The organism is Vibrio sp. SCSIO 43155 (genome assembly GCF_023716605.1).
GTDB classification, from domain to species: Bacteria; Pseudomonadota; Gammaproteobacteria; order Enterobacterales; family Vibrionaceae; genus Vibrio; species Vibrio harveyi.
In genome coordinates, this window is sequence record NZ_CP071852.1 from 1,443,966 (window position 1) to 1,456,771 (window position 12,806).

8 protein-coding genes are annotated in these 12,806 nt (G+C 46.2%); 5 read left to right on the forward strand and 3 right to left on the reverse strand.

All coding sequences use genetic code 11. The annotated features are described in order from the left end of the window. Positions 1–21 precede the first annotated feature (21 nt). Entirely contained in the window at positions 22–1,743 is a 1,722-nt protein-coding gene (locus J4N44_RS06645) for a solute:sodium symporter family transporter (RefSeq protein ID WP_252044989.1), read from the reverse strand. Positions 1,744–1,876: 133 nt separating this feature from the next. Then, positions 1,877–3,979 carry an alpha-galactosidase gene (locus J4N44_RS06650; protein WP_252044990.1) on the reverse strand — a complete coding sequence of 701 codons (2,103 nt, stop codon included), beginning with the start codon at positions 3,977–3,979 and terminating at the stop codon, positions 1,877–1,879. A gap of 232 nt (positions 3,980–4,211) precedes the next feature. Here J4N44_RS06650 and J4N44_RS06655 point away from each other — a divergent pair, with 232 nt between their 5' ends. Next, the gene (locus J4N44_RS06655) at positions 4,212–5,273 is read left to right on the forward strand and encodes a LacI family DNA-binding transcriptional regulator (protein ID WP_252044991.1); all 1,062 of its coding nucleotides are present in this window, start codon (positions 4,212–4,214) and stop codon (positions 5,271–5,273) included. On the opposite strand, the gene J4N44_RS06660 is transcribed toward J4N44_RS06655, so the two are convergent. Beyond that, on the reverse strand, positions 5,270–6,730 hold the full coding sequence (locus J4N44_RS06660) for a DUF2867 domain-containing protein (RefSeq protein WP_252044992.1): 1,461 nt from the start codon (positions 6,728–6,730) through the stop codon (positions 5,270–5,272). The two genes, J4N44_RS06655 and J4N44_RS06660, sit on opposite strands and share 4 nt — an antisense overlap. Positions 6,731–6,825: 95 nt before the next feature. On the opposite strand from J4N44_RS06660, the gene J4N44_RS06665 reads away from it, so the two are divergent. The 4 genes from J4N44_RS06665 to J4N44_RS06680 all read left to right on the forward strand — a co-directional run bounded on the left by J4N44_RS06665 (position 6,826) and on the right by J4N44_RS06680 (position 12,561). Continuing rightward, on the forward strand, positions 6,826–8,202 hold the full coding sequence (locus J4N44_RS06665) for an MATE family efflux transporter (protein WP_053050206.1): 1,377 nt from the start codon (positions 6,826–6,828) through the stop codon (positions 8,200–8,202). 129 nt (positions 8,203–8,331) lie between these two features. Continuing rightward, complete coding sequence (locus tag J4N44_RS06670; RefSeq protein WP_005428554.1) at positions 8,332–9,003, forward strand: ABC transporter ATP-binding protein; 672 nt, start codon at positions 8,332–8,334, stop codon at positions 9,001–9,003. Next, positions 8,984–11,437 (forward strand): ABC transporter permease, encoded by a 2,454-nt coding sequence (locus J4N44_RS06675; RefSeq protein ID WP_009698130.1) that lies wholly within the window; start codon positions 8,984–8,986, stop codon positions 11,435–11,437. The genes J4N44_RS06670 and J4N44_RS06675 overlap by 20 nt, the downstream gene beginning before the upstream one ends. After that, the gene (locus tag J4N44_RS06680; protein ID WP_005450604.1) at positions 11,437–12,561 is read left to right on the forward strand and encodes a lipocalin-like domain-containing protein; all 1,125 of its coding nucleotides are present in this window, start codon (positions 11,437–11,439) and stop codon (positions 12,559–12,561) included. Before J4N44_RS06675 ends, J4N44_RS06680 begins: the two co-directional genes overlap by 1 nt. Positions 12,562–12,806: the final 245 nt, after the last annotated feature.

Below are 12,806 nucleotides of genomic sequence, written 5' to 3' on the forward strand. Positions count from 1 at the left end.
TCCGTGACTTATCGATCTTATTTATGGCATGTACATGTCATTCAGTTTAGTCACTTGCTTATGCTTTCTACGCTTGATGAAGTAGTTAGAAACCACACCGAACATCAAGACCAGACCACAGAACCCGTACACTTGCATGATAGTCGGATCGCTTGAGACAAAACCGAAGTCTGAGAACATTACGTAAGCGCCCAATACCATGTAGATGATGACCGCTGATGCTTCAAAGCGGAATGACCACGGCGTCACATCGATATTCTCATTTACAGGCATTACGTAGTCTGTTTCACGTGGCATGAAGTGACCAATCGCAAACATCAGAGCAGTACACACGACGAATAGAATCGCCAATTGGTGTAGGAAGTGGATTGGTGTACCAAAGACCAATTGCATCGCAGCGTAAGAGCTAACAAATACGACCAAAGCAACTTTAGCGGCAATAGCCGGTACACGTTTGGAAATGTAGCCTACAAATACGATGGTGAAGATAGGCACACTAAAGAAGCCCGCAACCATTTGTAGGTATTGGAACAAGCCTTCTGGTGCGTACATGATGAAAGGGGCAATACAGACCGAAATGATCGCAATGATAACACCGAAGATACGACCTTTACCGACCAACTCCTCATCCGATTTGTCTTTGCCAAATAATGGTTTGTAAACATTCAAAGCAAACAAGGTGGTTGAGCTGTTCAATACGCCGTTAAAGGTACTTAAGATAGCGCCGAACATGACCGCAACAAAGAAACCAACAAGCGGCTTAGGCAATACCTCGTTCACCAAGCGTGTGTACATCGTGTCTGGGTTGCCTGCATCTGCGCCAAACATATGGAAAGCAATGATGCCCGGAATGATAAGAAACAGTGGAGATATAACTTTAATCGCACCCGCGAGAATCACACCTTTCTGACCTTCTTTGAGGTTCTTTGCGCCAAGTGCACGTTGGATAATGGATTGGTCAGTACCCCAGTAGTACAAGTTCACCAACAATAGACCTGTGAACAGAGTAGAGAACGGCAGTGGATCGGTCTCTTTACCTACGGATTGCAGCTTTTCCGGTGCGGCTGTCAGCAATACGTCTAAACCTTCCATAAAGTTACCGCCGCCTAATGCCATCAGACCAAATACAGGGATCATCAAACCGCCGGTGATCAAGCCTACGCCGTTGATCGTGTCTGCAATTACCACGGCTTTTAGACCGCCGTAAATCGCGTAGAAGAAACCCAACAAACCAATAGTGGCAGAAATAAGGGCGATAGAGCTGAACTCAGAAATGCCCAGCAAAGCTTGCACATCAAAGATTTCGCCCAGTACCACAGCGCCAGCGTAAAGAGTGGTAGGTAGAATGTTGATGACGTATTGGCACAAGAACAACAGGGTAACGAACTTCTTCACCGACATGTCGTAACGGCTTTCTAAGAAGTCAGGAATAGTGGTGATGCCTTGCTTGAGGTAGCGAGGAACAAGCAGCAGCGCAATGATAACCAGTGTAACGCCAGATGCCACTTCCCAGCCCATCACACTCATGTTGTGGGTGTAGGATTGTGCACTCATGCCAACAAAGCTAGTAGCACTCAGGTTGGTAAGAATCAAGGAGCTGGCAATCAGCCCACCTGTTAAGCTTCGTCCACCAAGGAAGAAGCCATCTTGAGAGGTGTGTTTATCGTTTTTAACTTTGCTGTAAGTGAACACCACAACAAAGCCTGTAAACAGCAAGAACGAAAGTAATACTGTAATAGACATTTTGTTTCCTTAACAAGTTAAGCAATTAAGTTTTGCTTGTTAGTTGTAGGGTGTCCCTCTAGCGCGTATAGGAGTGTTTTATCAGGAACAACGCGAAGTTGAAACCCGGTCGCTAGAGGGCACAGATAGAGGTTTAAATTTTCTTAAGGTGTACAATCAGTGCCGATTCAGGGTCGAGAATCGGAAGCGTCACCCCAATTTCCTTTAAGTTATCGCCACTTAACGTCAGGGTTTTGTCTAGCCATTGCGGACGTTGCTTCATCAACTGGAAGCTGGTTTTTGGCATTTCAACAATCTTGACTTCGTAACGGGCGTTTTCATCCGCACAGCTAACGCGAAGTGGAGATGGCAGTGCATGATTTGGCATTGCCAACTGACACACCGTAATCAGCATTTCTTGCCCGTTCTCAACGCCATAGTTGTTCTGGTTTTGATCGGCAGGATCGATGCGGAAAGTACGTCCAGAATGAAGCAAATCGCGATACTGTTTGTGCAGTTGAATGTAATGAGCAAACGCTTGCTTTTCTTCCGCGCTTTCTTTTACTGGATCGAGCTCCACACCCATGTGGCCGCTTAACGCTGTCACACCACGCATGTTGATCGCATGACGACGATTGGTTGAGTGACACTCTGCAGGACCAATGTGAGCGCCCATGACTTCAGGTGGGAAGAAGTAGCTCATACCACGCTGAATCGCTTGACGTTCCAGCGCATCGTTACAATCAGAAGCCCAGAAACGGTGAGTGCGTTTAAGGATTTCAAAATCAATACGACCACCACCCGAAGAGCAAGACTCAATTTCAACCGCAGGGTGTGTTGCTTGAAGCTCGTCAAGCAAGCGGTAAAGCGCTTTCGTTTGACCATGTACAGCAGGTTTACCTTGATGCCCCGGTTGAACCAATTCACGGTTCATGTCCCATTTCAGGTAGCCGATGTTGTAACGAGTCAGTAAGTCATTCAAACGTTCAAACAGGTAGTTGAAGCAATCTTGGTTTTGCAAATCCAACACGTATTGCCAGCGACCGGAGGGCTGGTGGTAGCCTTGCAGACTTAATACCCAATCTGGGTGTTGGCGATATAGATTTGAGTCTTGGCTGACCATCTCTGGCTCAACCCAAAGACCAAACTCCATGCCTTTGTTATTTACGTGCTCGATGACAGGCTCAAGACCATTCGGGTACTTTGCTTCATCCAAATACCAGTCACCAAGCGCTGCACGTTCGCCATCACGACCAATGAACCAACCATCGTCAATTATGAAGCGCTCGACACCCATTTCAGCGGCTTCCGTTGCCATCTGCATGATGTATTCAGGTTTATGATCGAAGTAGATGCCTTCCCACGTGTTTAAATGAACAGGACGAGGCTTGTTGTTTGGAAATTGAATAATATTGGCACGAACAAACTCGTGGAATCGCTCTGATATTCCATTCAAACCCGAGTTACTGTATGTCGCGTAAAGCCATGGTGATTGGTAGGTTTCACCGCTTTGTAGGCGCTTTTCACCAGACAGCAGTAGTTCACCAGCTTGAACAAAGCGACGACCGTCACTACGAACATCGGCACGAAGTTGGTGGTTACCACTCCAACCAAGATGGAAGCCCCAAACTTGTCCCAATTGTTCACTAAAGCCATTAGTGCCTGCGAACAAACCTGGGAAGTTTTCGTGAGAGGTGCGACCGCGACGGTTTTCTTGCATAAAGCCACCATGCTCAAAGCTCAAACGCTGAGTTTGAAACTCATGGCACCAGCGTCCGTGGAACGTCATCAGCTCGTTTGCATGGTTAGGAAGTGGCAGAGTAGAGGAGAGCTTACCCAAGCAATACTCACCGGCAGTTGTGTTTGTTACGGTGATGCGTTTTTGTACCACATCACTGTTAAAGTCGAGTTGTAGCTCAATCAATAATTCAAGACCAGCAATGTCATCTTGCAGAGTAAATGTCGCGCTGTTGTCATCGTGCTCAATGGATGTGGTTGTGAACACGGGAGCCCAGTCTTCGCCATTACGATGCCCCTCAATCCCAGGCGCATTAAAGTGACCACTACCAAGCTCAGGACAAAGTGATAACGGCACGTCGACATCAAGGCGAGCCTGAGATATAGGGCGCTCGGTTGAGAGCATTAAATCGGGATCGATCTGAGCGATTTTTGCGCCCCAATGAAGGATTTCAGGAACACGATCCACTTTAATGATCATGCTGTGATTCTTGGATTTTAAGTGAACAATTTTTTGCATGTTGTTTCTCTGTTTTCGCAAACATTTAGTCTGCAAATAATCATGCGCTTGTTTGGTTTTATTTCGATTGAATAGCCGTTTAAATGTGACTTTGAACAGGTTTTAGAGCGTGGTTTTGTGTGCTAGATCTTCTGTTTTCGGGAACATTTTTTCATGTTTTTTACGACATTGTTCACGAGAATATTCGAATGAATTTGGTAGAGTGAACAGCAAATCAGAATAGGAGAACGCAGTGGCAGTTACGTTTAAAGATGTTGCACGGTTAGCAGGTGTCTCGACGCAAACCGTATCGCGCGTAACCAACGGCGCGGATAACGTCGCAGAAGAAACACGAAAGCGAGTTAACGACGCAATCAAAAAGCTTGGATACGTGCCGAACAAAGGGGCACAAATGTTGAGCCGAGCGAAGTCGCGGATCATCGGTATTGTCTCTTTGGATATCTCACTGCACGGTGTGGCCCTTATTGCTAATGGCGTTCGCAACCAAGCACATGAGATGGATTACGCGACGGCGCTGGCAGTGTTAGGTGACAACTCCATTGAGGAATTCCGTAGTGCAATCCGAGAGCTTATTGCCCAACAAGTTGATGCCATTATTATCAACGCTCCGGTAACCAGAGAGATGGCAGAGACCCTAGTGGAGCAGTTCAGTCAGCTCACGCTGGTTTTTATCGATGTACCCGAGGGGACGCCCGTTAATTCTCTCAGTTGTGATCATAAATCTGGGGCAAATTTGGCGATCTCCCATTTGATTGAGTACAAACGCGAATCTTTTGTGTGCATTTCTGGACCAAAGGCATCCACGGCTTCTCAGATTCGTTACCAAGAATGGCAGTCACAGATTCAGCAGCATGGACTGATGCAAACGGCATTCTATGAGGGGGACTGGCAAGCTGCCAGTGGCTACAACGCAGTTAAAGACGCCGTGTTAAAAGGTGTACCTTTTGATGCTGTATTGGTGGCGAATGATCAGATGGCGCTTGGCGTGTTATGCGCGCTTTCGGAGGCGGGTATTAATGTACCTAAAACCGTATCTGTGGTTGGGTTTGATGGCATTCAAGATAGCCAATTTTTCTCACCCCCTCTGACAACGATTAAGCAAGATTTCAACGAACTTGGACGAAGGGCGGTCAAGTTAGTGCTGAGTCAGATGGAAAAAGGGCAAGGTGTTGTGTCAGAAGTATTGCCTGTCAGCTTGGTTGAACGACAAAGCACATCACCAAAGGCGGATACACTTTATGACAAGCAAGAAATACTTGCTCATCTAGAAAATATCCGCCGATTATTGCCTTAACCGTCAGGTTGGACTTTGCTTTGGCTTTCCAGCACTTCTGCTTCTTTGGCGATGGCTTTCACCATTCCTTTAAAGATAAATAGGTGCGCGGGCATCATCGCAAACCAGTAAAGTAAGCCCGGAAAGCCTTGTGGGTGCCACCATGCGGTAATGTCGAACTCACGCTCTTCGCCATCGTCTTTAATCGTGATTTCCAAACGACCAAGTCCCGGTCCTTTCATTCCAAAGAACAGTGAGAGGAACAGGTTCTCTTCACAGCGAATGACTTTCCATGAATCAATGAAGTCACCCACCTTAAGCTCTGGTCCTGGTGGTGAAACTCGAATAGGTTTCCCACCACCAAAGAAGATATCGAGCCACTCGCGGGTTCGCCAAAGGAGATTGGCAAAGTAATAGCCTTTTTCCGGGCTTCCGATCTTTTGCGCGACTTTCCAAAGTGATTCCGCAGAGGCTTTTGTCTTGATGTTAGCTCCCGCTTGTTTTGGATAGTACCCGTAGCCTGGTTGCCAACGTTTGAGTGCTGCAGGCTCAAATCCCCAAACATTACTGCGCACAAAAGTCCCTTCAGTTGCTATGGTGTCTGTAACGGACTGTTCATAGCTGATCAGCTCTTGAGGGAATCGCTCATGAATGGCTTTGGTATCAGCAATATAATCGTGTTCCAAACCTGCAAGTAGCGCTTTACCAATACTTGCGGGGACAGATGTCACAATAGCTAACCAATACGATGCCATTTTAGGTGTCAACAGGGGTGTTGACCAAAGTCGGTAAGGTTTCTTAGTGACCTTACAGATTACTTCAAATTGATCGCGATAACTTAGTGTATCTGGACCACCAACTTCATAAATTTCACTTTCTGTTGGTTTGGTTTCTGCCAATTCAAGCAAATAGTGATTGAGGTTGGGTAGGGCGATTGGGTTGGCTTTGGAGTCTACCCATTTAGGTGCAATTAGAATCGGCAGGTTATAGACAAAGTCGCGCATGATCTCGAATGCCGCAGAACCGGGACCGATAATGACGCCAGCTCTAAGTTCAGTAACAGGCACACCGGCTTGGCGAATGATCTTTCCCGTCGCTTTGCGTGCTGCCAAATGTTGAGAGTTTCCGGTTTGAGGCTGAATTGCACTTAAGTAAATAACGTGTTCTACACGACTTTTCTCAAGGGCATTTTTGAAGTTCTCTGCGAGGTTTAATTCGTATTCAACAAAGTCGTGACCTTGCGCCATACCGTGCACAAGGAAGAACACCAAATCAAAATCATTCACGATTTCGAGCGTCGCTTCTGCTTCGGCGAGGTCTAAATAAGTGAGTGTGAGATTAGGGTGTGGCTGAGTTCGGGATTCTAAATAGTCAATATGACGCGCCGCTGCCGTGACAATGTAACCTTTATCAAGCAGTTGTGGAAGAAGCTGTGAACCAATGTATCCTGAAGCCCCAAGTACCAACACCTTTTTCATTCTGAGTCCTTTTTATTGCTGGTGGATTAGTCACCACTGGGTATAATCATGAGACACTTTTCCCGTTCTATCAATAAGTTGTCGTCGGAGCGAGCATGACTTTTTTCTCACAATTGGTTACTCATGCTGATAAGTCGTTTTTACGTCGACTATTTGCTATCGCATTACCCATTACTTTACAAAGTATGATGTTCTCCAGCCGTGGCTTAGTAGATGTGTTGATGCTTGGTCAGTTGGGCGAGGCAGAAATTGCGGCTGTGGGTGTTGCAGCTAGAGCGACCTTTGTTACTACAATTATGTTGCTTGGCGTAACAACTGGTGGTGCGTTGTTAACGGCGCAATATTGGGGGGCGGGTGATAAAGTGGGGGTGCGCCAGAGTACTTCACTCACTTGGATGATCTCCATGGTATTCGCGGCTTTCACTGTCGTGTTATTTGTGTTGTTCCCCGAGCCCATTATGCGTCTGACAACAGATTCAGAAGAAGTGATTCGTCTTGGTGCCGATTATCTGCTGATCTCATCGGTCAGCATGTTTGCCGTGGCTTGTGTTGCCAGTATGGCGGTTGGTTTACGCGCCATGCATCAACCGGGGTTAAGTACGTTTTTTAGCGGCATCGGCATTCTGTCTAATATCTTTCTTAACTGGGTGCTTATTTTTGGGCAATTTGGCTTTCCTGCGATGGGGATTAAAGGGGCTGCCATTGCGACGGTCATCAGTGGCGCAATTGAAGTAACATGTTTATTCAGTTATCTGTGGTTTAAAAAGCACATCATTGCTTTTGGCTTGGATGACATTCGTGCCAGCTTAGTGTTGGATAAAATCACCCGTTTCTTAAAACTTTCCCTTCCGACAACATTTAACTTCCTAGCATGGGCGGGCGGCTTGTTTGCTTATCACGCGATTATGGGACAAGCAGGCGTGCAAGGCTTAGCGGCATTGTCAGTAATGACGCCCGTAGAGTCGATTGCTCTTGCTATGATGATTGGTTCATCTAACGCTGCTGCGGTATTGGTGGGTAATCAATTAGGCGCAAAGAACTTTGATCCGGTTTACTACCAAGCGTGGGCAACCGTGATTCTCAATGTGTTGATAGCTGTTGTTGTCGCGATTTTACTTCTGCTCTCAAACCAACTTATTCTCGATGCCTTTAGTGCTCTAACGCCAGAAACGCGCCACCTAGCTGAACAGTTTATGGTGATTCTTGCGATCGGTGTGGTTCTTCGCTCTGTACCTATGATGGCTATTGTTGGTGTACTTCGTGCTGGTGGGGATGTGAAGTTCTGTTTATACCAAGATCTAATCGCGCAATGGGTGATCAGTATCCCTCTTGCTGCTTTTGGTGCAATTTATCTTGGTTTTGAGCCTCAGTGGGTTTATTTGCTGTTTTTGACCGAAGAAGTGGTGAAGTGGGGAACATGTCTACACCGCATGGCGAGCAAGAAATGGATGAAAAATTTGATCGAAGCTTGAATGGTGTCGCGAGACAAGTTGCATTTGTACTCTGATAGTGTGATCAACTATTCAAAATACTTCCTACCAACAGGATTTTAGTGTAGATTCTGATTCCAATTTTTAAACACCATTTGAGCGGCAAAATCAATGTTAAAACTGTCAGACCTATGTAAAGGCTATGTAGACGGGGGAGAATTTCATCCTGTACTACAAGGGGCAGAATTAACATTACAACAAGGTGAACAAGTTGCATTAATGGGGGAAAGTGGCTCAGGTAAAAGTACCTTACTTAACTTGATAGCTGGTCTTGATACCGCTGATTCTGGCGAGATCCAGTACCCAAGTTTCGCCATGCACAGCGCTCCAGAGCACTTAAGAACTCTATACCGCCGCAACAATATTGGTAATATCTTCCAGCAGTTTAACCTACTTCCTACTTTGAACATCGCTGACAACATCCGTTTTTGTCGCCAATTAAAAGGCTTACCAGAAGATAAAGGCTTGTGGCGTCAAATTCTTTCAGCTCTAGACCTTATGCCACTTTTAGGTCGTTACCCTGAAGAAGTCTCTGGTGGTCAGCAACAACGTGCAGCGATTGCTCGTGCCTTGTACATGGAACCGAAAATCCTGCTTGCCGATGAGCCAACTGGTAGTTTGGATGAGCGTAATGCTGAAGCGGTAATGCGTTTGCTAACGAGTCTTGCTCGCCAGTTAGAGTGTACTTTGCTGCTGGTAACACACAGTGAAAAAGTGGCAGAACACATGGAAGGTCGAATCCGTCTTCAAGGAGGACAACTACATGTTATGGCCCGTAGTTAAGGCACTACTCGGTCATTACCGTCGCTATCCACTTCAAATCATTCTCGTTTGGCTTGGTTTAACCCTCGGGGTGTCCCTCCTTGTCGGTGTGACTTCTATTAACCAACACGCTAAACAGAGCTACGAAACCGGTGAGAAACTTTTTTCAAACCCTTTGCCTTACCGTATTCGTACTAAGCATTCTGCTAACAAAATTCCTCAGGGCTTTTATATTCAATTACGTCGCGCTGGTTTCAACCAATGTGCGCCTTTTGATATTCTTCATCTCGATACGAAAGCCGACTTAAGCCTGATGCTAGTAGGCGTTGATCCTGTTGCGCTGTTGCCGCTTCACCAAGGTAAATCACTTAAAGACCTTCCTATGTTGTCTTTAATGAAGCCTCCGTATCCTATCCTTGCTAGCCAAGATCTGGCTGCACACATGCAATGGAATGATGGCGACTTTATTGAGCTCAATGATGGCAGTCGACTTGGACCGCTAAAAGTCGATACGGACAACTTACTCTCTGGCACTCGCCTCGTTACCGATATTTCTCTTCTTCGCATGCTTAAGCGCAGCTCCGGTTTGTCCGCTATTGCTTGTGGTGAAATGTCCGAAGAGAAAATGTTGGCACTAAAAAATATGCTGCCAAACGGTATGACACTGGTGCGTAACAGCCGCTCCGAATTAGAGTCACTGACAAAAGCATTCCACATGAACTTAACGGCGATGGGTATGTTGTCGTTCTTAGTTGGCTTATTCATCTTCTATCAAGCAATGTCGTTGTCTTTTATTCAACGTCAGCGCTTGGTTGGTATCCTCCGTCAAACGGGGGTGAATGGCATGCAATTGGCGCAAGCGCTCATGCTTGAACTGACCATCCTTGTTCTTGTTGCTTGGGCGTGTGGTAACTTCTTTGGTCTTATTTTGGCAAATGAGCTTATCCCTGCTGTCTCTTCAAGCTTGAGCGATCTTTATGACGCAAACGTCGGTTTGACGATTGGCTGGTCATGGGAGTCGAGCCTATACAGTTTGGCAATGTCAGCGATGGGCGCTTTGATTTCGTGTCTGTGGCCGCTGATTCGCTTGTTAAAGTCACAACCGATTCGACTTTCTTCTCGGTTGTCTCTGATGCGTTTTGCTGGGCGAGAGTTCTCTTGGCAGGCTTTCGCGGCGTGTGCGTTCTGTGTAGCTGCAGTTGCCGTCTATCAAGCGCCAAAAACTCAAGAGTCGGGATTTGCGATTATCGCACTCATGTTGATCAGTGTGGCGTTGTTTATGCCGTTTTTGATGTGGCATATGTTCCAAAGCTTCTCTTACTCACTACGTTGGGTTCGTGTACGTTGGTTCTTTGCCGATGCTGCAGCAAGTATGAGTTATCGTGGTGTAGCAACCATGGCATTTATGCTCGCATTGGCAGCGAACATTGGCGTGGAAACCATGGTGGGCAGCTTCCGTGATACAACGGATAAGTGGCTGAGCCAACGCCTTGCGGCTGATATCTATATTTACCCAACTAATAACTCAGCAGCACGCATGAGTGCTTGGTTAAAAGAGCAACCCGAAGTGGATGCTGTTTGGTGGCGTTGGGAAAAAGATGTCCCTACTGAGCGCGGTGCATTACAAGTGGTGAGCACGGGTTCTTCAGAAGGAGAGTTGGACTCTCTTACGGTGAAACTAGGCGTTCCAAATTACTGGTATCACTTGCACCATTCTAAGAGTTTGATGGTAAGTGAATCCATGGCTTTGAAGCTCGACATTCGCCCTGGCGACTATATCGACCTTCAACCTCCCTTAGGGGGAGGTTGGCAAGTGGTTGGCGTGTACTACGATTATGGCAACCCATATAACCAAATCATGATGTCTCATCGTAATTGGCTGTACGCGTTTGCGGGCTCTGGTAATGTTGGACTTGGTGTTTTGCTGGAAGATAATGTCAATGGCGAAGGCTTGAAGCGTAGATTAGAGAACGTATTCCGTTTGTCCCAAGACCGAGTCTTTGATAACAACAATATCTACAACCAAGCTATGCGTGTGTTTGACCATACCTTTGCTATTGCAGGCACCTTGGGCAACATCACTCTGATCATTGCGGTATTTGGTTTGTTCTTTGCAACACTTGCGGGAGAACTTTCTCGGCAAAGACACTTCTCACTACTGCGGTGTATGGGTGTATCAGGCAAAGAACTAGTCATGTTGGGTGGTTTACAGCTATTTGTCTTCGGTACCATCTCAGCCATCATTGCGGTCCCACTTGGTTTAGCATTGGCACACTTGATCGTTGATATCATCATTAAACAATCATTTGGTTGGTCGCTAGAGTTACAGACGATTCCTTGGGAATACGCTCAAACGATCGCTTGGGCAATGTTGGCGATCATGATAGCAGGAGCTTTACCTGTTATCAGGATGATTAAGAGCACGCCAATGAAGTCATTGAGGGATGCGCTGTAGTGAAAAACATGAAACTCAAAAAGCTGCTATCTCTTTCTGCATTAGTGTTTGTCGTATTTGTCACCCTCGCGGGCATGACTCTTTATTTTACGTATTGGGCGGAAGCGACAGCAACTGAACAAAGTGAAATCAGCGATGTATTAAAGCGCGAAAGTAAGACTATCTTCGAGCCAGTTCTACCAAATGAGCACGTTTCGCTGCCGCATGATTTCCGTTTTCATCCAGATTACCAACATGAATGGTGGAACTACTTTGCGAAGGTGCAAGACAAGCACGGCAAGGTTTACAACATTCAATGGAGTTATTTCCGCGTTGCTACCGACGAGCGTGATACTCGAGGTTGGCAAAACCCACAATTGTTTATCTCTCATATTGTCGTCAGTTCCGGCTCGCATGTTTGGAAAGAGCAGCGTGTCGCTCGTGGAGGGATTGGGCAGGCGGGCATGACGAATCGTCCTTTCCGTTTATGGATTGACAACTGGACTTGGCGTGCGCTTGGCTCCACACCATTCCCAGGAAATCTTGATGTCTCGACCGATACGTTTGCAATTGACTTAAATACTACAACGAGCGGTCCTTTTGTTGTTAATGGTGACAAAGGGTTCCAAGTTAAACATGCGCTGCAATCTATCGCGTCTTTTAGCTTCAGTGCGCCGTTTCTCAATGTCAAAGGTACCCTTACCCTTAATGGACGTGAAATCCCGGTATCAGGCTCTGGATGGACACAGAAGGAGTGGGGAAGTGGTCTGATTGGCGAAGGGCAGCAAGGTTGGGATTGGTTTGTGTTTAACCTTGATGATGGACGAGCGCTTACAGTGAGTCGTTATCGTCATAATGGTCAGGTTCCTCATTTATTCGGCACACTATCAACGCGTTCTGGCAAGGTGATAAACCTAACAGAAAAAGAGCTGACGATGACGCCACTACACGTCACTAACTTGTCTAATGGAAGAAGGTTACCGCTTCAGTGGATCATCAATGTCCCCGGGCAAAACATCAATTTAACGACACGGATCATAAAATCGGACATGTGGCTTCCTTTTGTGATTCCATATTGGGAAGGACCGATACTCGCATCGGGTTCCAATGAAGCCTGGGGTTTTATGCAACTCACCGGTTACTAGAAACAACGAAAAAGCCACCCAACAAGGGTGGCTTTTTTGTTACTGAAACACGCAGTTTTCGGTGTAAAACCGCACGTTAATCACGAAAATTAGTCAGATATTATACTAACTTAATAGTAGTCTATGTGAATAGATTGAGCTTATAAGGAGATAGGCAGGTCTTGTAAATAATTATGTTCTTGTTGAAAAATACGATGTTTCGTAAATGAAACATCGGAAAAATCGAAGTTTAAACTCTAAACAAG

What these genes read in the sequence shown, in the direction of transcription:
- J4N44_RS06665 (WP_053050206.1), top strand. Translation starts at nt 6,826, where the DNA reads ATGACTTTTTTCTCACAATTGGTTACTCATGCTGATAAGTCGTTTTTA.
- J4N44_RS06660 (WP_252044992.1), bottom strand. Translation starts at nt 6,730, where the DNA reads ATGAAAAAGGTGTTGGTACTTGGGGCTTCAGGATACATTGGTTCACAG.
- J4N44_RS06645 (WP_252044989.1), bottom strand. Translation starts at nt 1,743, where the DNA reads ATGTCTATTACAGTATTACTTTCGTTCTTGCTGTTTACAGGCTTTGTT.
- J4N44_RS06670 (WP_005428554.1), top strand. Translation starts at nt 8,332, where the DNA reads ATGTTAAAACTGTCAGACCTATGTAAAGGCTATGTAGACGGGGGAGAA.
- J4N44_RS06675 (WP_009698130.1), top strand. Translation starts at nt 8,984, where the DNA reads ATGTTATGGCCCGTAGTTAAGGCACTACTCGGTCATTACCGTCGCTAT.
- J4N44_RS06650 (WP_252044990.1), bottom strand. Translation starts at nt 3,979, where the DNA reads ATGCAAAAAATTGTTCACTTAAAATCCAAGAATCACAGCATGATCATT.